The organism is Methylophilus aquaticus (assembly GCF_030769565.1).
GTDB classification, from domain to species: Bacteria; Pseudomonadota; Gammaproteobacteria; order Burkholderiales; family Methylophilaceae; genus Methylophilus; species Methylophilus aquaticus.
Window position 1 is genome coordinate 327173 of the sequence record NZ_JAVCAP010000001.1, and the last position, 21539, is coordinate 348711.

Annotated in this window: 28 protein-coding genes; 23 read left to right on the forward strand and 5 right to left on the reverse strand. The window is 49.4% G+C overall.

Annotated features, from left to right (window positions below):
* Positions 1-35 precede the first annotated feature (35 nt).
* Together Q9291_RS01510 and Q9291_RS01515 are read right to left on the reverse strand one after the other, a co-directional pair.
* A complete protein-coding gene (locus Q9291_RS01510; protein ID WP_306388208.1) occupies positions 36-1532 on the reverse strand; it encodes a sigma-54-dependent transcriptional regulator in 1497 nt (498 codons plus the stop codon).
* Complete coding sequence (locus Q9291_RS01515) at positions 1533-3125, reverse strand: sensor histidine kinase (RefSeq protein WP_306388209.1); 1593 nt, start codon at positions 3123-3125, stop codon at positions 1533-1535.
* A 247-nt stretch (positions 3126-3372) separates the two neighbouring features.
* Here Q9291_RS01515 and Q9291_RS01520 point away from each other — a divergent pair, with 247 nt between their 5' ends.
* The 3 genes from Q9291_RS01520 to Q9291_RS01530 all read left to right on the forward strand — a co-directional run bounded on the left by Q9291_RS01520 (position 3373) and on the right by Q9291_RS01530 (position 4907).
* Positions 3373-3957, forward strand: coding sequence for an RNA polymerase sigma factor (locus tag Q9291_RS01520; protein WP_306388210.1), 585 nt, complete (start codon positions 3373-3375; stop codon positions 3955-3957).
* Entirely contained in the window at positions 3954-4328 is a 375-nt protein-coding gene (locus Q9291_RS01525; protein WP_306388211.1) for a DUF3619 family protein, read from the forward strand. Before Q9291_RS01520 ends, Q9291_RS01525 begins: the two co-directional genes overlap by 4 nt.
* A 183-nt stretch (positions 4329-4511) precedes the next feature.
* Entirely contained in the window at positions 4512-4907 is a 396-nt protein-coding gene (locus Q9291_RS01530; RefSeq protein ID WP_306388270.1) for a DUF3106 domain-containing protein, read from the forward strand.
* A gap of 76 nt (positions 4908-4983) precedes the next feature.
* Here Q9291_RS01530 and pbpG read toward each other — a convergent pair whose 3' ends face one another.
* The gene (pbpG, locus tag Q9291_RS01535) at positions 4984-6096 is read right to left on the reverse strand and encodes a D-alanyl-D-alanine endopeptidase (RefSeq protein ID WP_306388212.1); all 1113 of its coding nucleotides are present in this window, start codon (positions 6094-6096) and stop codon (positions 4984-4986) included.
* A gap of 189 nt (positions 6097-6285) precedes the next feature.
* On the opposite strand from pbpG, the gene Q9291_RS01540 reads away from it, so the two are divergent.
* Positions 6286-6648: a glycine cleavage system protein H gene (locus tag Q9291_RS01540; protein WP_306388213.1), complete on the forward strand. Its 363-nt coding sequence runs from the start codon at positions 6286-6288 to the stop codon at positions 6646-6648.
* Here Q9291_RS01540 and Q9291_RS01545 read toward each other — a convergent pair.
* Positions 6643-6834 carry a hypothetical protein gene (locus tag Q9291_RS01545; protein ID WP_306388214.1) on the reverse strand — a complete coding sequence of 64 codons (192 nt, stop codon included), beginning with the start codon at positions 6832-6834 and terminating at the stop codon, positions 6643-6645. The genes Q9291_RS01540 and Q9291_RS01545 overlap by 6 nt on opposite strands.
* A 121-nt stretch (positions 6835-6955) precedes the next feature.
* On the opposite strand from Q9291_RS01545, the gene Q9291_RS14135 reads away from it, so the two are divergent.
* The 8 genes from Q9291_RS14135 to trhP all read left to right on the forward strand — a co-directional run bounded on the left by Q9291_RS14135 (position 6956) and on the right by trhP (position 13513).
* Positions 6956-7219, forward strand: coding sequence for an FmdB family zinc ribbon protein (locus Q9291_RS14135; RefSeq protein WP_370530717.1), 264 nt, complete (start codon positions 6956-6958; stop codon positions 7217-7219).
* 12 nt (positions 7220-7231) lie between these two features.
* Positions 7232-7831 carry a DUF502 domain-containing protein gene (locus Q9291_RS01555; protein ID WP_306388215.1) on the forward strand — a complete coding sequence of 200 codons (600 nt, stop codon included), beginning with the start codon at positions 7232-7234 and terminating at the stop codon, positions 7829-7831.
* 31 nt (positions 7832-7862) lie between these two features.
* Positions 7863-9650 (forward strand): aspartate--tRNA ligase, encoded by a 1788-nt coding sequence (aspS, locus tag Q9291_RS01560; protein ID WP_306388216.1) that lies wholly within the window; start codon positions 7863-7865, stop codon positions 9648-9650.
* 80 nt (positions 9651-9730) lie between these two features.
* Positions 9731-10255 (forward strand): adenine phosphoribosyltransferase, encoded by a 525-nt coding sequence (locus Q9291_RS01565; protein ID WP_306388217.1) that lies wholly within the window; start codon positions 9731-9733, stop codon positions 10253-10255.
* 57 nt (positions 10256-10312) lie between these two features.
* Complete coding sequence (locus Q9291_RS01570) at positions 10313-10744, forward strand: VOC family protein (protein WP_306388218.1); 432 nt, start codon at positions 10313-10315, stop codon at positions 10742-10744.
* Between the two features lie 98 nt (positions 10745-10842).
* Positions 10843-11631, forward strand: a complete 789-nt coding sequence (locus tag Q9291_RS01575; RefSeq protein WP_306388219.1) for a quinoprotein dehydrogenase-associated SoxYZ-like carrier — start codon at positions 10843-10845, stop codon at positions 11629-11631.
* Positions 11632-11731: 100 nt separating this feature from the next.
* On the forward strand, positions 11732-12151 hold the full coding sequence (locus Q9291_RS01580) for a secondary thiamine-phosphate synthase enzyme YjbQ (protein ID WP_306388220.1): 420 nt from the start codon (positions 11732-11734) through the stop codon (positions 12149-12151).
* A 12-nt stretch (positions 12152-12163) separates the two neighbouring features.
* The gene (trhP, locus tag Q9291_RS01585) at positions 12164-13513 is read left to right on the forward strand and encodes a prephenate-dependent tRNA uridine(34) hydroxylase TrhP (protein WP_306388221.1); all 1350 of its coding nucleotides are present in this window, start codon (positions 12164-12166) and stop codon (positions 13511-13513) included.
* A gap of 75 nt (positions 13514-13588) precedes the next feature.
* Here trhP and Q9291_RS01590 read toward each other — a convergent pair whose 3' ends face one another.
* Positions 13589-14020: a CBS domain-containing protein gene (locus tag Q9291_RS01590; protein WP_306388222.1), complete on the reverse strand. Its 432-nt coding sequence runs from the start codon at positions 14018-14020 to the stop codon at positions 13589-13591.
* A gap of 113 nt (positions 14021-14133) precedes the next feature.
* Between Q9291_RS01590 and Q9291_RS01595 the strand changes: the two genes are divergently transcribed.
* From Q9291_RS01595 to tolA, 11 genes are all read left to right on the forward strand, one after another.
* Positions 14134-14673: a MarR family winged helix-turn-helix transcriptional regulator gene (locus Q9291_RS01595; protein ID WP_306388223.1), complete on the forward strand. Its 540-nt coding sequence runs from the start codon at positions 14134-14136 to the stop codon at positions 14671-14673.
* Positions 14674-15051, forward strand: a complete 378-nt coding sequence (locus Q9291_RS01600; RefSeq protein ID WP_306388224.1) for a YybH family protein — start codon at positions 14674-14676, stop codon at positions 15049-15051.
* Between the two features lie 32 nt (positions 15052-15083).
* Positions 15084-16004, forward strand: a complete 921-nt coding sequence (locus Q9291_RS01605; RefSeq protein ID WP_306388225.1) for a DMT family transporter — start codon at positions 15084-15086, stop codon at positions 16002-16004.
* A gap of 152 nt (positions 16005-16156) precedes the next feature.
* Positions 16157-16885: a YebC/PmpR family DNA-binding transcriptional regulator gene (locus tag Q9291_RS01610; RefSeq protein ID WP_306388226.1), complete on the forward strand. Its 729-nt coding sequence runs from the start codon at positions 16157-16159 to the stop codon at positions 16883-16885.
* A gap of 12 nt (positions 16886-16897) precedes the next feature.
* Complete coding sequence (gene ruvC / locus Q9291_RS01615; protein ID WP_306388227.1) at positions 16898-17458, forward strand: crossover junction endodeoxyribonuclease RuvC; 561 nt, start codon at positions 16898-16900, stop codon at positions 17456-17458.
* A complete protein-coding gene (ruvA, locus tag Q9291_RS01620; RefSeq protein WP_306388229.1) occupies positions 17455-18030 on the forward strand; it encodes a Holliday junction branch migration protein RuvA in 576 nt (191 codons plus the stop codon). Before ruvC ends, ruvA begins: the two co-directional genes overlap by 4 nt.
* Before the next feature lie 127 nt (positions 18031-18157).
* On the forward strand, positions 18158-19204 hold the full coding sequence (ruvB, locus tag Q9291_RS01625) for a Holliday junction branch migration DNA helicase RuvB (protein ID WP_306388230.1): 1047 nt from the start codon (positions 18158-18160) through the stop codon (positions 19202-19204).
* A 1-nt stretch (position 19205) separates the two neighbouring features.
* The gene (gene ybgC, locus Q9291_RS01630; protein ID WP_306388231.1) at positions 19206-19601 is read left to right on the forward strand and encodes a tol-pal system-associated acyl-CoA thioesterase; all 396 of its coding nucleotides are present in this window, start codon (positions 19206-19208) and stop codon (positions 19599-19601) included.
* Positions 19598-20272: a protein TolQ gene (gene tolQ / locus Q9291_RS01635; protein ID WP_306388232.1), complete on the forward strand. Its 675-nt coding sequence runs from the start codon at positions 19598-19600 to the stop codon at positions 20270-20272. Before ybgC ends, tolQ begins: the two co-directional genes overlap by 4 nt.
* Positions 20273-20283: 11 nt before the next feature.
* A complete protein-coding gene (locus tag Q9291_RS01640; RefSeq protein WP_306388233.1) occupies positions 20284-20676 on the forward strand; it encodes an ExbD/TolR family protein in 393 nt (130 codons plus the stop codon).
* 21 nt (positions 20677-20697) lie between these two features.
* Positions 20698-21528, forward strand: a complete 831-nt coding sequence (gene tolA, locus Q9291_RS01645; protein WP_306388234.1) for a cell envelope integrity protein TolA — start codon at positions 20698-20700, stop codon at positions 21526-21528.
* Positions 21529-21539 lie beyond the last annotated feature (11 nt).

The window sequence follows — 21539 nt, forward strand, 5'->3', positions numbered from 1 at the left end:
GACCCCTGCAAATACAGGGGTCTTTTTTACATGCTTTATTCTTCGCCTTCAACGTCGTCAATATCTTGTTCTTTGGATAACCCCAGTTTGGAGAGGCGATAGCGCAAGGTTCTAAAGCTGATCCCCAGTAATTTTGCAGCTGCCGTTTTGTTATTATTCGTTTTTTCCAATGCTTGCAGAATCGTACGTTTTTCAATATCTTCCAAATAGTCTGACAGGCTGAGATCTTTGGGTAACATTTCGCCTGATGGCATGGGAGATGCTGGCATAGATGATGCGGGAAAAGTTGTCTGCGAGGTTGAGGGGATGGCAATCCCCGGTAGAGATGTCAGCACAGTCGCCTCGGCTGGTTCGATGACTGTAGTCCGTCTTTCCAGCAGAACAGGCAACTCATCCAGTGATAAGTCCTCGATGTTGATGGTTTGCCCGTCACAGAGTGCCAGGGCACGCTCCAGCATGTTTTCCAGCTCTCGCACATTGCCTGGGAATTGCAGTTGCTGGATGTAAATGCGGGCCTCTGACGAAATGGCTGGAGGCGTAATGCCCTGTGCCAAACTTAATTTGGTCAGCAAGCGTTCAGTCAGTTCAGGAATGTCTTCAACGCGTTCCCGCAGCGCCGGCATTTTTAACTGAATCACATTGAGTCGGTAGTACAGGTCTTGCCTGAACTCGCCTTTTTCCATCATCGCATTCAGATTCTTGTGTGTAGCAGAAATAATCCGGACATCGACGGTTTCTTCTGTGGTGCCGCCTACGACGCGCACTTTTTTCTCTTGGATGGCGCGCAGTAATTTGACTTGCATGGCCAGAGGCAGGTCAGCGACCTCATCCAGAAATAATGTGCCGCCATTGGCCGCCTGAAACAGACCTTGCGTATCTTGAATGGCGCCAGTGAATGCCCCTTTTTTATAGCCAAAAAATTCACTTTCCATCAGGTTTTCGGGAATTGCACCACAGTTCACTGCAATAAAGGCCTGGTCGCGACGTGAACTATTTTGATGAATGAGTCTTGCAGCCAGTTCTTTACCACTGCCAGATTCGCCGCTGATATATACCGGCGCCTGACTGCGTGCCAGTTTGGCAATCATGATGCGCACATTACTCATGGCTGGCGAGCCGCCAATCAGGTCTACCGTATTTGCGCCTTGCGATTCCTTTTGTGAAGAGAGCTTGAGTGCAGACTCTACCAGTGGACGCAGTTGCTTCAGTGAGATCGGTTTGGTGATGTAATCAAACGCGCCCGCCTTCAGTGCCGATACCGCATTTTCAGCACTGCCATACGCAGTAATGACGGCGACCGGCAAGCCTGGAAAGTGCAGATTAATGTGCTGTACCAACTCTAGACCAAGGCCATCAGGCAGTCGCATGTCGGTCAAGCAAAGATCATAACTGAATGATTGCAGCATGTGCTTGGCATCAGTGACATTCCCGGCGCTTTCTGCTTGTATGCCCATACGTTCCAACGTCAGAACCACCAGTTCGCGAATATCTGTCTCATCATCCACTACCAGACAGCGATATGTAGTTGCCATTTAAGCGATTGCCTTTTTAATTGTCAGTGAAAATTGAGTGCCTTTTGCCGAGCTGGTATACGACAGCTTTGCGCCATTGGCTTCTGCAAGCTCGCGTGCAATAAACAGCCCGAGGCCAGTGCCGGTTTTTTCGGTTGTCATAAAGGGCTCGAACAAGTGCGGTTGAATTTTTGCATCGATGCCACGGCCGTCATCTATGACTAAAAGATGGGCAAACTGGCCACTTTTATCGGTGATAATGTTCAGTTTCAGACTGTGCGCATTCTGCTGACAGTGCCGCCATCCATTTTTACATAAATTCCATAAAATTTGATTAATATGCCGACGGTCAAACACAATGACGCACTCTTCATCCAGCACCTGTAGTATAAAACGGCTGGTATCAATCTTTTCAACCGCACAAAATTGCTGATAAAATTCTTGCACAAAACTGTTTACATTAAACAGTTCCTGATTGGTTCGGTCACGACGATTAAGTTCCAGCACGTCTTTAATGATTTGGTCCAGACGCTGCACATTATCCGAGATGATTTGCAACATACGCAATGTGCCTGTTTGTTGCGAATCTTCTTGCAGTAATTGCGTCGCATGGCTGATGGCGCTCAGCGGGTTGCGGATTTCATGCGCAATGTTGGCGGTTAACCTGCCCAGCGCTGCGAGTTTAACCTGATGTGCCTGTGTTTGAATTTGCGACCAGTCTTCAATGAAAATGACAACGCCATTTTCGATATCCTCAGAAATCGCGTGAAAACGGATACCGAGATCACGATTGTTCATGCTGAAACGAATCGCATCTTGCGGCGATAATTTGCGCTCGGGATACGTGTGTAACAATTGCATGAGCGCCGGAATAAGTACCTCGATCGGTGTATTCACTTCTAGTGCTTCTTGCAATTGCGCTTCGTTTAAACCAAGCAACTTACAAGCTTGCAGATTGTAATGCTTGAGTTGTTGGTTCTGGTCAATCACCAGAACTCCATTGGGCATTTCCTGCGTAATCAGCGCATTTGTTTTTGCCAGATGCTCTATATCTTGGCCTCTTTGCGTCGCCAGTTTCTCACTGCTTTGCATACGCACTGTCAGTGATTGGGCCAGCCAGGCAGTTGCAAAGCAACTGAGCGACAGGAGTACTGCCGTGCCATAATCATTCCCCGGAATATTACGAACCAGTATCTGATAGGTATTATCAAGCAATATGCCAATCGTCGCGATTGCCGCGTAAAACATGGCGAATCTGCCATCGCTGATTAAGCTGGCAAATACAATATTGATGACCAGCAGCAAGCCGATACCACTCTGATTGCCATGCAGAAAATGCATCACCATGATGATGAAAGTGATGTCGATGATTGTTTGTGCTTTAAGAAAATTGCCATGTGATAGTTGTAGTCGCTTGGTGCGCACACTCATGACAATTGCATATATAAAGTAAACGACCAATATCCAGAAAATAGCCGGAGAGAGGGCTGAGTGTTGCTTCCAGTATGGCCAGAGCTGGCTTCCTAGCAATGTGCCTGATGCACATAGTCTGAAAAGACTATACAGTTTGACGTGTTGCGTATCCGGCATTTTTTGTGGCGTTGGCTTGCTCATTATTAAGCTTTTTTCATATGTTAAAGCAGTGGAGGCAGCGATGTTCATCAGGCAGCATCCAGGCAGTTCTGGTACTTGCGCTTATTCTAACAGTAATTAAAATTAAAGCTGATATACTCTGATGACATGGAAAAATGGCACTGAACTGGTAAGTGGTTTGATGTGGCGCGTATAACAATAGTGCTTTTAAGGGGTGTAGATGTCAGGTTTGACCGGCATTGATAAACCTTAGAATTGGGAAGAAGTAGTGGCGAGTGCGCAAGAAATATCAGATTTTTTACATCAAGTAGAAAAGAGAGCGTTCAGGCAAACAGCATTTGCTGTGCGTGATGATCATGCTGCGCTGGATATTGTGCAGGATGCCATGCTGAAGCTGGCGGAAAAATATCACAGCAAACCTGTCACCGAATATCCAATGCTGTTTCAGCGTATTTTGCAAAATACCATGCGCGATTATTGGCGCAGGCAAAAAGTAAGAACGATGTGGACTTCCTTGTTTTCTTCATTTGGAAGCCCGGATGACGAAGAGTATGATCCGCTGGAAACACTGGAGGTTGAGCAGGCTGATGCCGAGCCTTCTGGCCAGTTGGAACAGGTGCAAACCATGGCTATCATAGAAAAAGCATTAACCAGACTGCCGGCACGTCAACGGGAAGCCTTCGTCCTGCGTTATTGGGAGGAGTTAGATGTTGCAGAAACTGCCGAGGCGATGGGTTGCTCTGAAGGCAGTGTAAAAACACATTGCTCGAGGGCGGTGAGTGCATTATCCCAGACCTTGATCCAGATGGGTCTCGGGAGTCAAGAGTTGAAAAAGACAGGAGCAAAAACATGAGGAACAAACGTCATCCAGAAGACGAGTTGCCTATTCCTTTGCGCCAATACTTGGACGTAAAAAAGCAAGCAGATACCTTGCCGTTGAGTCCTTCAGTGGAGTTGGGTCTGGCAAAAGCACGGCAGGCGGCTTTGAGACGCTTTGCTGCGCAAAAAAATAATACGCAGCGACTAACCGATATACTCGGGTGGGCTTCGTTTGGACACCCGCGTATGGTGGGTGCAGCAGCTTTGTCTGTGTGCCTGGTTGTGGGGGTCATGCTGATGATGGTAAGTCAACCCGAGGATGCGATGTTGCTCGGTGCCGATTTGCCGCTGGAGGCTTTTGTTGATAACGGTTTCGAGCCTTGGCATTATTCTGATCAGATCTGATCGGTCTGACTGGCTATACGAGCGGTTTTTATTTTGGGATTGGAATAACGAGAAGTGATGCAAAATCATTCAATCACATGGTCTAGGCTGGCATTGCTTTTTTGTGTGAGTCAGGGGTTTGTGCAAAGCGTTGTGAATGCTAATGAGGCGTTGTCTTTGACTGCGCCCTCTTTGTTAATTGCAATGGGAGATATCGGGACGATCAAAAGTGAATTGACGCCCAGTGATCCCGCTTCAAATTTAACTTGGGTGCAGTTAACAGACCAGCAACGTTCGGTACTTTCACCTCTGGCCACCGAGTGGGATAGTTTGCGCCCTTGGCAGCGAGAGAAAATGCTGGATATTGCCAAAGAGTATCCCAAAATGGATGCGCAAAAACAGCAGCGTATTCAGCACCGACTGGTTAAATGGAGTCGGATGACGCCTTATGAACGTGAGAATGCCCGCAAGCGATATCAGCAGTTTCAAAGTTTGAGTCCCGAAAAAAAGGAAGCTTTACGCAAGCAATGGAAAGAGCATCAGCGCAAATCAGCTGCCAGCGAAGGGTATGACCCTGAGTTTGATGGTGTCGAGCCTTGATGCAATGGTTTTTGTCGGTAGCAATGACACCATTAAAAAGGCCCGCAATTGCGGGCCTTTTTAATGGTCAATCTGATTAGTTTGCATTTTCATTCAATGACTTACTCATGGATAGTCCAGTCAATACAATTTCCCCGTGCTGGTCTAGGGAGGATAATGTGTTGTAGTTATGCTCCATCCATTTTTTTATGCGTCTGGCATCGCCAATGCGGGTTAGTTTTCCAACTGAGTCAAGTAGTACCATGATGAAGGGCTCGCCTGCAATGGTCGCTTGCATGACCAGGCAGCGGCCAGCTTCACTGATATAGCCAGTTTTGGATAAACCAATTTCCCAATTGCTTTGCTCTGCCCGTACGAGCGCATTGGTGTTATGAAAATGCATGGGTTGTTGTCTGCGGGCAATTTGCAGGTCGTAGTCAGCCGTTGTTGTAATTTGGCGTATCAACGGGTATTGGTAAGCTGCATGCACCATTTTGGCCAAATCTGACGCCGTAGAAATATTGTTGCTGGTGAGTCCGGTGGAGTCTTCAAAGCGTGTGTTCATCATGCCAAGACTGGCAGCCTTGCTGTTCATATCTTGGATAAACCGTTGTTTGCCGCCTGGGTAATGCGTAGCCAATGCTGAAGCTGCGCGGTTTTCTGATGCAATCAGGGCAAGGTTAAGCAAATCTTCACGGGTCATGGTGGTGCCGACGGGCAGGCGTGAGGAGGTGCCTTTGAGGTAGTCAACATCCATTTCGGTAATCGAAACTTGCTCACGCAAATCAAGTTTTGCATCCAGTACGACCATCGCCGTCATCAGCTTGGTAACCGAAGCAATGGGTGTGGGCGTGTCCAGGTTTTTTGAGTAAATAATTTCGTGGGTATTTTGGTTTATTACCAAGGCTTTGGTCGAAGCAATTGCGAGATTGGTGACGCTGGATTTTCCTTCATATGCGTCATACATGTCGGCTGCAATAGCTGGTTTTGCCGATTTACGGGCATGCGCATGCAGTTTTGTCGGACGCATTGCCTTTGTTTTTTCTTGATTCACGCGGTATTGGCTTGGAACGCGCGTGATGTATTTTTTTTGCTTGCTTGCTGATACATGCTGTTTTTTCACAGGCGACTTGGCCGCAGCGTGCTCAACAGGCGCAAACGCGAGTGAACTGACAAGTAATAACTTAAAACATCTAGTGAAAAAACCCATAATCAACCTTCCTGAATGCGAAGCCATTATTGCCCAATTGTTATTCAACGTCAATTACTTATCATCATTTATTCTTGTAAAAAATTAAACATTTTATGTCTTTAGTTGGTAATAAGTTTTGGCCTGCTTGATGGACTGTGGCACAATAATTATTGCTTAAACTTTTGATTTTTAATTCATATGTCAACGATGTCGCAATACTTCTTTTCAAAAGATCATACATGGGCTGCTCGCAGCGATGACGGAGCTTGGTTGATCGGTATTACCGACTATGCACAGAATATGCTCGGAGATGTTGTGTTTGTGGATCCTCCAGAATTGGGGCAGTCTGTGCAGCAGTTTGCGGTATGCGGTTTGGTTGAATCGGTCAAAACCGGCTCTGACTTATATGCGCCGTTGAGTGGTCGTGTGCTGGCAATCAATGAAGAGGTGTTGGCAAACCCTGAAAAGCTGAACGATGATCCTTATCGCGCATGGATTTTCAAGCTTGCCTCTGATGCTAGCGGTGAAGCTGAACTTTTGAATGAGGCCGCTTATCAGCAATTGCTATAAATCACTATTCATTTTTTGACTGATAATCAGTGTTGGGCTGTTTTGCGCCAATGCGGCGTGACTGGCAGCCGCTGATTGATCTTGGTGCAGGCGCAGCAGGGGCAGGTGCGTATTTAGGTCTCGACTGGTTAATCCCAGAAATATCAGCGTTCCAATGATGCTGCTTGTTTTTAAGTGGTGTTGCATGGGTTGCTCCTAAAGTCTTTTTAATTCAATCACATCACATCGATTTTTGCGATTCGGAATGTGAATCGGTTATAATCTGAATGTGTTTTTTCCTTGTTGTTTAAGAGTTGCGCTTTAAAATATGCCTATCTACGATTTTGAATGCAGTCATTGTGGTTATCAGAAGGAGTTGATGCGTAAGGTGTCCGCACCCGCAGTGGATATTTGCCCACAATGTCAGCAATCAACATTTGCCAAAAAAGTCTCTGCACCCAGCTTTCAGCTGACAGGAAGTGGCTGGTATGCAACTGATTTCAAAAACAAAACAAGCGCTGGTTCAGGGGGGAAATCCGCTGACTCTGACAGTGAAGCTGCAAAATGTGCACCTGGCTGTGCTTGCCACTGATCCGGTGACGATATGAAAAAATACTTTATTACCGGTTTGCTTGTGTTGGTCCCACTGTTTATTACGGTCTGGGTGCTTAAAACTTTAGTGCAAACACTGGATCAAAGTCTGTTGCTTTTGCCTGTTGCATGGCGCCCAGAAGCCTTGCTGGGTGTTGATATTCCCGGGTTTGGCGTAATTTTGACCGTCGCTATTGTGCTTTCGGTAGGGCTTGTGGCCACCAATATTTTTGGCCAGCAACTGATCGAGTTGTGGGAAGGCTTGCTGGTCAGGGTGCCGGTAGTTAAATCTATTTATTCCAGTGTCAAGCAAGTGTCTGACACCTTGTTTTCTGATTCCGGCAATGCGTTTCGTCAGGCTTTGCTGATTCAGTATCCGCGTGAGGGTGTATGGACAATCGCCTTTTTAACGGGCACCCCTGGTGGGGATGTCGCCAACCATTTGCAGGGTGAATATGTCAGTGTGTATGTCCCTACTACGCCTAATCCCACTTCAGGTTTCTTTCTGATGCTACCCAAGTCTGACGTGATCGCGCTGGATATGAGTGTGGATCAAGCCTTGAAATACATCATCAGCATGGGTACAGTGGCGCCTTCGCTCAAAAACCATTAATTCGCAATTCTTTCACTTATTTAAAACTATTATGATGCGTACACATTACTGCGGACATTTAAACCGCGAACATATTGGACAAACCGTGACGTTGTGTGGCTGGGCCCACCGTCGTCGTGACCACGGTGGCGTGATTTTTATTGACTTGCGTGACCGTGAAGGCCTTGCGCAAATTGTCATTGACCCCGACACCAAAGAAGCGTTTTCGATGGCAGAAACCGTACGCAGTGAGTTTGTGCTAAAAGTCACCTGTAAAGTACGGGCGCGCCCTGAGGGCACAGTAAACCCTAACTTACCAACGGGTGAAGTGGAAATGCTGGCGACCGAGATTGAAGTGCTGAATCCTTCACTGACGCCACCGTTTATGCTGGATGACGACAATCTCACCGAAACCGTGCGCCTGGAACATCGCTATATCGACCTGCGTCGTCCGGCCATGCAGAAAAACCTCATGCTGCGCTACAAGGTGGCCAAAAACCTGCGCGACTATCTGGACGAAAACGGCTTTGTCGAGGTGGAAACGCCGATGTTGACCCGTTCCACGCCAGAAGGTGCGCGCGATTATCTGGTGCCCAGCCGTGTGCACCATGGCCAATTTTTTGCGCTGCCACAATCTCCACAGCTGTTTAAACAGTTGCTGATGGTGTCTGGTTTTGATCGCTACTTCCAGATCACCAAATGCTTCCGTGACGAAGATTTGCGCGCAGACCGTCAACCAGAATTTACCCAGGTGGATATTGAAACTTCGTTCCTGGAAGAAAATGAGATCATGGACATCGTTGAAGAGATGATCCGCCGCATGCTGAAAAAGGTACAGGATGTGGAATTGCCAGCCAAGTTTCCGCGTATGCCATTCTCTGAAGCCATGAACCGTTACGGCTCAGACAAGCCAGACATGCGCGTGACGCTTGAAATCACTGAGCTCAGTGATGTCATGAAAGATGTCGACTTTAAAGTGTTCGCAGGTGCTGCCAATATGGTGGGCGGTAGAGTTGCAGCGATTCGCGTACCTAACGGCGCAGCGATCAGCCGTTCTGAGATTGATGCTTACACCGAGTTTGTCAAAATCTACGGCGCTAAGGGCTTGGCGTACATCAAAATCAACGACATCACCAAACTCAACGAAGAAGGCTTGCAAAGCCCCATCGTTAAAAATATCCACGTGAACGCGTTACAAGCCATTATTGACCGCACCGGCGCACAAAACGGCGACATCGTGTTTTTTGGTGCAGACAAAGCCAAAATCGTCAACGAGGCTTTGGGCGCATTACGCACCAAAGTCGGTCACGAAAAAGGCCACGTCGATGGTCGCGCTTGGGCGCCATTGTGGGTGGTTGACTTCCCCATGTTTGAGCACGACGAAGAAAATGACCGCTGGGTCGCGCTTCACCATCCGTTTACCGCGCCGAAAGAAGGCCACGAAGACATGCTCGCCACTGACCCAGGCGCATGCTTGTCCAAGGCCTACGACATGGTGCTCAACGGCTGGGAGGTCGGCGGCGGCTCAGTGCGTATCCACAAGCAGGAAGTGCAATCCAAAGTCTTCGACGCCCTTAAAATCAGCCGCGAAGAAGCCCAGGAAAAATTCGGCTTCTTGCTTGATGCCTTGCAATACGGCGCACCTCCGCATGGCGGCCTAGCCTTCGGTTTAGACCGCTTAGTGACTTTGATGACAGGCGCTGAATCGATCCGTGACGTGATTGCCTTCCCGAAAACTCAGCGCGCACAATGTCTGATGACCAATGCGCCGAACGAAGTGGATGAGAAGCAGTTGCGCGAGTTGCACATACGTGTGCGTACGCAAAACGTCGCTGGCTAATCCAATGCAGCCAGCTGCTGGAGTTGAAACGCGCCTGTCATTGTGTAGGCGCGTTTTTTATTGAACGCTCGGGGACCTTCATGTTTGCATCCACTATTCGTACCATTGCGGATTATCCGAAACCAGGCATACAGTTCCGGGATATTACAACCTTGCTTAAAGACCGGGTGGCTTTTAATGCGATGGTGGATGCGCTGGCCTTGCATTATGCAAATGTGCGACTAGATAAAGTGGCGGCAATAGAGTCGCGCGGGTTTATTATAGGAGCGGCGTTGGCCAGTAAGCTTGAGTTGGGTTTTGTCCCGGTACGCAAGCGCGGTAAATTGCCCGCGGAAACGGTTATGCAGCCTTACAAGCTTGAGTATGGTGAAGACGCGCTGGAAATACATGTGGATGCGGTCACGGAGGGCGAGCAATTGTTACTGGTAGATGACCTGATTGCCACTGGTGGCACGGCCATGGCTGCAATGACGCTGGTCAGGCGCTTGGGTGGCGTGGTCGAACATGCTGCATTTGTGGTTGACTTGCCCGCGCTTGGCGGGTTGCAACAATTGCAGTCTGCAGGCGTCAAACCCTTTGTCTTGTGTCAATTTGATGGGCACTAGTGTTGATATCATCTGCGTTGTCCATGCCATGGAACTATTCTTAGAGACGGGAGCATCATGCCACTGACTGAAATTAACCACGTGAATTTTCGCACTGACCGCGAAACCATGCATCTGCTGCGTGATTTCTACTGTAACGTACTAGGGTTAACAGTGGGCAAGCGTGTGGCCAGTACCACCTATGGCTACTGGTTATACATAGGTGAAAACGACGTCATTCATCTGGCCGAATACAAGACGTCGGAACCGCCCCAATTACATGTGCACGGCACCTATGACCATGTATCATTCACCTGTACCGATATGCCCGCCATGGAGGTACAGTTGCAGGCACATGGCATGACTTATACCACGCGAATCTTGGCCAATGGTGTACGTCAAATCAATCTGAAAGACCCTGCAGGCAATGGTGTGGAGCTAAACTTCGAGGAATACCGTGATCCTGCCTATGTGATGCGTCCATCGGGAGACCCAAGCAAGCTGGTTTAGTGGCTTTGTGATGTGAATCACATATCCCGCAGGGATTTCGATTAAGAATATGCTACAGACATGATTGTCGTATCAATGAGTGATTATCGGGGGAAGTGATGAAAAAAATATGGATAGTGCTGGCAGCGACGTCTGCCTTGTGGGTGTCGGGATGGGCGCAGGCAGAAGCGGATCCGAAGTTGTGGTCAGTGGTGAAGGAAGCCTTTTTTCCCAAGCGAGACATTCAAGAAGTTGAGTTTCTCAAGGTGGATGGGCCTAAACGTGCGGAGAGCGGTGCACAAGTGCCCGTGACCTTTACCTATGACAAGGCCGCTGCCAATGGGGTTGTACTCAAGAAGTTGTATGTGATTGTGGATGCCAACCCCATCCAGTTAGCCTCCACCTATCACCTGACCGATATGCTGGGGGGATTCCAAATGTCTACCCGTATCCGTCAGGAAACCGATTCTTTTGTGCGTTTGATAGGGGAAACTGCAGATGGCAAGCTTTACATGGGTAAGCGCGAGATCCGTGCAGCTGGTGGCTGTGGCGGAACAGTAGACAACAATGAGTCAGAAGTGCGCGCGGCGGCGGGTAAAATCAAACTGAGTGCAGATGTTCCCAAATTTGGCGAAGCCTCAACAACGACCTTCAACATCAAGCACGTGATGCGGACCGGGCTGCAGCGTGACTTGGTATCGCAAGGGTATGTGCCAGCCTTTTACATCAATAAAACAGTGTTTACCTACAATGGGAAAGAGTTAATGACGGTAGACGTGGGCGTAGGTACCAGTGAAGATCCTTATATGAAATTCAGCTTTATCCCGGATGCACCAGGGACGCTGGAAGTGGTGGCAACCGATAATGAAGGCAAGACCTTCAGTAAATCAATTAATGTTAACAACTAAGCATTTGTGGACTGGAAACCAAGGCCTCGCAAGAGGCCTTTTTGTTTTTTGCATGCAGTAAAAATGATAAAATACCCTAATCAGAGTAAGGAGATTTGGCATGAAAAGTTTTCGTAAAGAGTTGTGGTTCAACATCCCCGCCCGTATGGACTTTAAAAACATCACCAGTGATGTGATTGCCTGTGTACGTGAAAGTGGCGTGAGAGAAGGGTTGGTATTGATTAATGCCATGCATATCTCGGCCAGTGTGTTTATTAATGATGATGAAAGAGGCCTGCACCATGATTACAAGGTGTGGCTGGAAAAACTGGCCCCGCATGAGCCGGTGAGCGGCTACCGCCATAACGATACCGGCGAAGACAACGCTGATGCTCACATCAAGCGCCAGATCATGGGGCGCGAAGTGGTCGTCGCCATCACCGAAGGCCAGCTGGATTTCGGTCCGTGGGAACAGATTTTTTATGGCGAGTTTGATGGTCGTCGTAACAAACGCGTGCTGGTCAAGATTATTGGCGAGTAAACACAGATGACGATGAAATCACCAGAGCTGCTGGCCCCGGCCGGTGACCTTGACCGCATGCGTACTGCCTTTGACTATGGTGCGGATGCAGTCTATGCCGGTCAACCACGCTACAGTTTGCGCGTGCGCGAGAATGATTTTTCCATGGAAAATCTGTCTATCGGCATCCAGGAAGCCCATGCCCGCGGCAAAAAGTTTTTTGTTGCCAGCAATATTTCACCGCACAACGCCAAGGTGAAAACCTATATGCGCGACATGGCGCCGGTGATTGCCATGCAGCCCGATGCGCTGATTATGGCCGATCCCGGCCTCATTATGATGGTGCGTGAACAATGGCCTGAAGTGCCCATACATCTCTCGGTACAGGCCAATGCCGTCAACTATGCCTCGGTGAAATTCTGGCAGCGCATGGGTCTGACCCGCGTGATTTTGTCGCGCGAGTTATCGCTGGATGAGATTGCAGAAATCCGCGAGGAATGTCCAGAGATGGAACTGGAAGTGTTTGTCCATGGCGCCTTGTGCATTGCCTACTCTGGCCGCTGCCTGCTCTCCGGTTATTTCAACTCGCGCGACCCCAATCAGGGCACCTGTACCAATAGCTGTCGCTGGGATTACAAAGTGCATGACGCCGAGCCAGATGCTGCCGGCGTCATCCGTCTCAAAGAATTTGACTTCCAGGCCGAAATGGAAAAAAGCAATCTTTCTTCCTGTGGGTCCCTGCCACGCCATCCGGCTGCAGATCAAGTGTTCCTGATTGAGGAAAAAGGCCGTCCCGGCGAATTGCTGCCGATGATGGAGGACGAGCACGGCACCTATATCATGAATAGCAAGGATTTACGTGCCATTGAGCATGTGGAAAAATTGATTGCGCTGGGCGTCGATTCCTTGAAAATCGAAGGCCGCACCAAATCTCGCTATTATGTGGCACGTACCTGCCAAAATTACAGGCAGGCAATCGATGATGCCATGGCCGGACGGCCATTTGACTGGCGCTTGTTGGGTGAACTGGAAAACCTCGCCAACCGTGGGTATACCGACGGCTTTTATCAGCGTCACCATACCGCGGAACATCAGAATTATATACAGGGACATTCCAGTGCAAACCGTAGCCTCTATGTCGGGGATATTGTTGATTATGATCAAGCGCAAGGGTTGGCCTCCATTCAGGCCCGCAACAAATTTGGTGTAGGCGATAAATTGCAACTGATCCATCCAAGTGGCAATCGGGATATTGTCGTAGAGCAATTATTTAACAAAAAGGGTGAGGCCATACAAGAGGCTTCTGGCAGTGGTCACTTTGTTAAATTACCGCTGGTGGCTGAGGCCTTGCATAATGCGATGGTCGCCAGATATTTGATTTAGCCAGTTCATTAATACTGGTCAATCTAGCCAACAAAAAAGGGAGCATAGCTCCCTTTTTTGCATCAGTAAATGCGGCTAACTGTGAATATAGCTTTCCAGCTGCCTGATCAGCTCCTGTTGATAGTCAATTGTTTCTTTGAGTACATCACCAATCGAGAGCATGCCTAGCATTTTTCCATTCTCCACCACAGGCAAGTGGCGTATGCGCTTTTCCAGCATGGTGTTCATGGCGCTTTCAACCAGATCCGCCGGATTGGCTGTAATCACTTTGTCGGTCATGACTTCGCTAATCAGCGTCGACTTGGATGAGCGGCCTTGCAGAATGATTTCTCTGGCATAGTCACGTTCGGAGAAGATGCCTACTAAGTTGCCGTCCTTGATGACTGCCAGCGCACCGATTTCATACTCGGCAAGAATCACCAGCGCGTCATACACCGGTCGACTGGGTGCAATGCTGATAATGCCCTGATTGTGCTTGTTGTTTAGAATCTGTTGAAGAGTTTTCATCACTTCTCCCTGTTCTGCTTACATGCGAATGCATAATATACACCGATCTGCCGTAGAGAAAAATAGTGCTTTCCCTTGACATAATTAGGAAGCTAACTATAATGAAGCTAATTATGTTGCAGCTCAGAGACCTTCCTACCCCTGAAATATTGCAGAAGTTTGTTCAGCGTTACCCTGAAGCAGACGTCACTGCAATTTCAAGCTTTCTCATGCTCTTGCGTGTTGCCACCGATTTGTCGTTGGCGCTGGATGCCTGTCTCAGTAAGCATGGCTTGCTGCAGGGGCGCTGGTGGGTACTTATTTTGCTCATGCGTGAAGATAATCTGACCTCTACGCCTTCAGTGCTGGCAGAAAAGCTCGGCGTGTCACGCGCTACCATGACTGGCTTGCTGGATGGGCTGGAGCAGGGTGGGCTGGTAAAGCGTGTGTTTAGTCAGGCTGACAGGCGCAGTGTGCAGGTGCAGTTGAGTGCAGTCGGCCAGTCAAAACTAGATACGGTAATGCCGGATTATTATGCCCGCGTCAGATTGTGTATGCAGCAATTGCCGCAACAACAACATGCAGAATTACAGAAAATTCTCGGCGTAATCGTGCAGGGAATGCCTGCCTGGGATGCGCAGGCTGGAAGTTTAACAATAAAACAGGAGCTTTAAATGACTACATTAGCAGAGACTTTTATTCAATTAAACAAGCAGTTTGATGCTGCTTTTAACAGCAAAAATACACAGGCAATTGGTGCATTATATGCAGCGGATGCAACTGTGATGCCCGCGCCTGCAGGTCAGCCAGTGGTCGGTCGCCAGGCTGTGACCGAGTTTTTTGGCGGATTGATATCAGCTGGCGTGATTGAACACCAGCTCACCATGACACAGGTGGTGACTGCGGAAACATTGGCTACGCAGTTTGGCACATGGGCTGCTGCCATGGTAGGTACGGATGGCGTCAAGCAGCAATTTGGCGGCAATGTGCAAGTGACCTACCAAAAACAGGCTGAGGGCCATTGGTTAGTGGTTGCCCACATCTGGAACTAATGATTCAGTAGTAGAAAAACGGAAAATCTGGCATGGAACAATTGGCTAAACAGCGGTCGCAGGCATTGGCAGCTTTGCTACTGTTGACCTTGATATGGGGTTACAACTGGGTTGTGATGAAGAGTGCGCTGCAATACGCCGGTCCGTTCCAGTTTGCCGCCATGCGCACATTTTTTGGGGCATTGGTACTCTTTCTTGTGATGTTTTTCGCGAAAAGACCGATGCGGCTGCAAGCATTTCCAACCATGCTGGTGCTGGGTATTTTGCAAAATGTCGGCTTTACCGGTGTGCTGATGTGGGCACTGGTAGAGGGCGGCGCCGGTAAAACCGCCATATTGACTTACACCATGCCGTTCTGGGTGATGCTGTTTGCATGGCCGCTGCTGGGTGAGCGTGTCCATGGCTGGCAGTGGCTGGCTGTACTGTCTGCAGTATTGGGCATGTTGCTTATTTTTGATCCCTTGCATCTCAAGGCTGATCTTTTCAGCATGGCCTTGGCAGTATTGTCCGGGGTTTGCTGGGCATTGTCTGCCATTATGACCAAGCAGTTACATCGCAGACTACCTGACCTCGATTTGATGAATCTGACTGCATGGCCAATGCTGCTGGGGTCGCTACCGATGGTGCTTTTTGCATGGTGGATGCCCTCTATGCCAATCCAATGGACGCCATATTTGATTGGTGCCGTACTATTTAATGTGGTGTTGTGTGGTGCATTGGCCTGGACCTTGTGGTTGTTTGCTTTGCAGCGGTTGCCAGCAGGGGTGGCCAGTATGGCCTCGATGCTGGCGCCGGTGATTGGCGTGGTTGCAGCGTGGATTCAGTTGAACGAAGTTCCTGATGGCATGGAGTTGACAGGAATGGCGCTCATTATCTTTTCGCTGACATTAATTTCTATCTTGATGATGCGACCTGCGTATAAAGTGGTGCCAGCGCCTGCCACAGCGGTTTAATCTGAGCGTGTTTACTTAAAGGCCTGATATTTTCAGGCCTTTTTTGTATCAATTGCTGTGAGTAATAGTGCTGCAAACGCAGTCAGCGCCTGTGGTAAAATCACAAAAATAAATCAACTCAATACCATTGTTTAAAAATACAAGGAAGCAAGATGGCTGGACATAGTAAATGGGCCAATATTCAACATCGTAAAGGCCGTCAAGATGCCAAACGTGGCAAAATTTTTACCAAGCTGATTAAGGAAATTACGGTTTCAGCGCGTATGGGTGGCGGCGATACCGCCATGAATCCACGCTTGCGCGCAGCGGTGGCGGCTGCCAAAGAAGAAAACATGCCTTCGGACAATATTACGCGTGCCATTAAAAAGGGCACCGGTGAGCTGGAGGGCGTGAGTTATGAGGAAATCCGTTATGAAGGCTATGGCATTAATGGCGCGGCCATTATTATTGATTGCCTGACTGATAACCGCCAGCGTGCCGTGATGGATGTGCGTCATGCGCTGACAAAGCATGGTGGCAATCTCGGTACAGATGGCAGCGTGGCCTTTATGTTCAAGCACTGTGGTCAGCTGGTGTTTGAGCCTGGCGTGTCGGAAGATGCCGTGATGGAAGCGGCGCTGGAAGCCGGTGCCGAGGACATTATTACGGATGAAGATGGCAGCATTGAAGTGATTACAGCGCCAGGAGACTTCGTTACAGTAAAAGAAGCCCTTGAGGCGGCAAGCTTGAAAGCCGTGATGGCGCAAGTGACGATGAAGCCGTTGAATGAAGTGGTGTTTACCGGTGAAGATGCTGTCAAAATGCAAAAAATTCTTGATATGCTGGAAGATCTGGATGATGTGCAAGAGGTCTATACCTCGGCTGTGATTGACGAGAGTTGATCAGCTCGCCCAATGGCCACATACCGTATATTAGGCATAGATCCGGGTTTGCGGGTCACCGGGTTTGGTGTCATCGAGGCGGTGGATGGCAAATTAAACTATGTGGCCAGTGGCGTTATTAAAACAGCATCAGCCAAAAAAAGTGCGCATGGCGAAGCCGAGAGAGAGGCCTTGCCAGAGCGTATCAAAGTGATTCTCGACGGATTGTTTGAAGTCATCACGACCTATCAGCCGGCACAAGTGGCCATTGAAAAGGTCTTCGTCAACGTCAATCCCCAGTCTACTCTGCTCCTTGGGCAAGCCCGCGGTGCGGCGATTTCCGCCGCAGTCATCAAACAATTGCCGGTGGCGGAATATACCGCGTTACAGGTCAAGCAGTCTGTGGTTGGTAACGGGCATGCACAAAAAGAACAGGTGCAGGAAATGGTCAAGCGCTTGTTGAAGTTGCCCGCCAATCCGAGCCCGGATTCGGCAGATGCACTCGCTTGTGCCATTTGCCACGCACACGGTGGTCAAGGGTTAGGTGCGCTGGCAACCGCTGGCTTTAGAGTGAAAAATGGAAGGTTAATATGATTGCACGCCTCAACGGACGCCTGCTGGAAAAGTCTCCGCCCTTGATTGTCATCGATTGCAATGGGGTAGGTTATGAGGTGGAAGTGCCCATGAGCACTTTTTTTAACCTGCCTGAGCTGGGTCAACCGGTACAGATACTCACGCATATGGTGGTGCGCGAAGATGCGCAGTTGTTGTACGGCTTTGGTAGCGAGCAGGAAAAAAATACCTTCAAGCAGTTGCTCAAAGTCAATGGCATTGGTGCTAAATCAGCCTTGTCGATACTGAGTGGTGTGAGTGTCAGTGATTTGATGCTGGCAGTCAACCAGCAGGAAGTCGGATTGCTGACGCGCATTCCCGGTATTGGTAAAAAAACGGCTGAACGCTTGTTGCTGGAGCTGAAGGATAAATTTGTGGTCTCGGGTTCGACCTCAGCACAGCCGACGATCAAAGCGGCGACCGATGATATTCTGAATGCATTGCTGGCCTTGGGGTACCATGAGCGAGAAGCTGCTGCCACCGTTAAGCTTTTAGAGCCCGGCACAGGTGTGAGTGAAGGCATCAGGCAGGCATTAAAATATTTATCAAAGTAAGCCGGCCTCAAGGCTTGCATTGGTAGGCATTCAATAATCAATGTCAACCATGATAAGATGGCATAAATAACGAATTTGAAATGCGGCAAGTGTGCAGTAAGCAGTCACCCACCGTAGCCGATGACCCATGATAGAAACCGATAGACTTGTCGCACCCGCTGCCGAAAGCGTTCAGGAAGAAGCGCTGGAACGTGCTTTACGTCCAAAGTTGCTGGATGAGTATGTCGGACAGGAAAAAGCACGCGGTCAACTGGAAATTTTTATCAATGCAGCCCGTGGTCGCAGCGAAGCGCTCGACCATGTGCTGCTGTTTGGCCCGCCCGGTCTGGGCAAGACTACCCTTGCACACATCATTGCTAAAGAAATGGGCGTCAATTTGCGCCTGACTTCAGGCCCGGTGCTTGAACGTGCCGGTGATCTGGCCGCATTGCTGACCAATCTCGAACCCAATGATGTGCTGTTTATCGATGAAATTCACCGGTTGAGCCCGGTGGTTGAAGAGATTTTGTATCCTGCCATGGAAGACTATCGGCTGGATATCATGATCGGTGAAGGTCCGGCGGCACGCAGCGTTCGGCTGGATCTGCCGCCATTTACCCTGATTGGGGCCACTACGCGTGCAGGGATGCTGACCAATCCATTGCGCGATCGCTTTGGCATTGTGGCACGCCTTGAGTTTTATACCCACGATGAGCTGGCTAAAATCGTCGTCCGCTCTGCCAAGTTGCTTGAAGTTGAAATGCAGGCAGCAGGGGCCTCTGAAATTGCGCGCAGGGCACGCGGCACGCCGAGGATCGCCAACCGTTTGTTACGGCGGGTACGTGATTATGCACAGGTGAAATCTGATGGCGTGGTGACTGATACCATTGCCGATGCTGCACTTAAAATGCTCGATGTTGATCAGCTTGGTTTGGATGTGATGGACCGTAAACTGTTGCAAGCGGTACTGGAGAAGTTTGCTGGCGGTCCTGTTGGGTTGGATAATCTGGCTGCAGCCATTGGGGAAGAGCGTGACACCATAGAAGATGTGCTGGAGCCCTACCTGATTCAGCAAGGTTATTTAATGCGAACCCCGCGGGGACGCGTTGCGACCATGCTGGCTTACCAGCATTTTGGATTAAAACCCCCCGCCAGTATGGTCGGTGGGGAGTCCTGGCAAGACTCGGCGCCATAGCATGTTTGTGTTTCCCGTACGCGTGTATTACGAAGATACTGATGCCGGTGGCGTGGTTTACCACAGCCAGTATTTAAATTTTATGGAGCGCGCACGTACCGAATGGTTACGCAGTCTTGGGTTTGCGCAAACCCTGCTGCGCCAGCAGGAGCAGGTATTATTTGTGGTGCACAGTATGCACTTGCAGTATAAAAAACCAGCCAGATTTGATGACACCTTGCTGGTTTCTTCGCAGCTGCTGGCCATGGGCCGCAGCAGTTTTACCTGTCAGCAGCACATATTGCGGGACGAGGTTGTTTTATTGGAGGCACAGGTCAAAATCGCCTGTGTGCACGCAGATTCATTTAAACCCACGGGTATTCCAGCCCGTATCAAAATAGCACTGGAGTCTTCATGAATGTAACAAACGATATGTCAATATTCACCCTGATCACTGGTGCCAGCTTGCCTGTGCAGCTGGTCATGTTGATTTTGCTCATCACTTCCCTGATCTCATGGTGGTATATCTTTATCAAAGTATTTTCTCTCAAAACAGCCACAGAAAATATTGATCAGTTTGAAGCACAATTCTGGGCCGGGGGCGATTTGAATGACCTGTACGAGCGCATTTCGGCAGGCCATAAAACGCCACAGGGCATGGCTAGCATTTTTCAGGCTGGATTAAAAGAGTTTATACGCTACAAACAGCAAAAAGATACCGAAGTCAGCGATGTGATGGAAGCAACACGTCGTGCCATGCGTGCGGCGTATAACCGCGAGCTCGATTACCTTGACTCGCATTTGCCATTTCTGGCGTCTGTAGGTTCCGTCAGCCCTTACATCGGCTTGTTTGGCACCGTCTGGGGCATCATGAATGCGTTTCGCGGCTTGTCCACTGTGGCGCAAGCAACCTTGAGTCAGGTCGCGCCCGGTATTGCAGAAGCCCTGGTGGCCACCGCAATCGGCCTGTTTGCGGCGATTCCGGCAGTGATTGCTTACAACCGCTTTGCGGCAGGGGTAGACCGGCTCTCGGTGCGTTACGAAAGCTTTATTGAAGAATTTACCAATATTCTGCAACGCAGAGCCTGACAGGAGCGCTTATGAGCAGAACGCGTAAACGGCGCCTGATGAACCAGATCAATGTGGTGCCTTACATTGATGTTACGCTGGTCTTGCTGGTGATTTTCATGGTGACTGCACCCATGACCAATCCCGGTATGGTTGAGTTGCCAAAAGTCGGGCAAGCACTCAAGCAAAGCGGCGATCCTATTGTGGTCACTGTGAAAAAAGAGGGTTCAGTCCAGCTGGATGGCAAGGAAATGGAGCGAGATGACATGCTGGCACTGGTACGCCAGCGTCTGGCCGAGTCCAACAAGCCGGTCGTGGTCGCAGCAGACAAAGATACACCTTATGGCGAGGTGGTTTCTGTCATGGACTTGCTCAAGCAGGCACAGGTCACCCAGGTTGGGCTGCTGTTTCAGAACGAAAAGTAATCACTGGAAGCGACTTCTGGCATGACTCAGCACATCAATAGACAAGATCAGGCAATACGCAGACGCGCCGCCATACTGTCGGTGGTCATGCATGTGTTTCTTCTTGCAGCCATGATTTTTATGGTGGACTGGAAAGACGCGCATGTGAATCCCTCCGTGATGGAGGCAACTTTATGGGATAGTTTGCCCAGTAAGGCATCTCCTGACCCAGTCTCTAAACCGCCTGAGCCAACGCCGCCCCCTCCTGCGCCCGAGCCCCCCCCTAAGCCAGAACCTGAGCCTGAGCCACCGAAAAAGGTGACGCCGCCTGAGCCGCAAGTCAATCAGGCGGAACAAGAAGCTGAAATTGCACTCAAAAAGCTGGAAGAAGAGAAAAAGCGCAAGATTGAGGAAGAAAGAAAAGAGGACGAAAAGAAGAAGCAGGAAGAAAAACTGAAGAAAATTCAGGAAGCGTTGCGCAAGCAAGAGGAAGAAGACAAGCTGAAGAAAATCCAGGAGGCCATGCGTCAGCAGGATCTGGCAGCGCAGCAGGCAGCCGCCTCTGCAACAGTGGATCCTTCTGTATTGGGTTATTACGTCAAGCTGATGGAGCGTAAAATCCGGAGTACTGTGAACCCCGGTTTATGTCCGGTGACCAATCCCGAGTTGCTGGTAGACATGCAACTCACGCCTGGGGGCGATATTTCAGGCCTGCCTAAATTGGCCAAAGGCTCTGGTGATGCCGTCTGTGATGATGCCGTGTTGCGCGCGGTTCTCGCGGCCAAACCATTTGATTTGCCGGGGGACGACTATCCTGCAGAGCGCAAGAGAATGCTGGAACAGATTCGCCTGAAATTCAGGCCTCGTGGTTAAGTCATGACGTG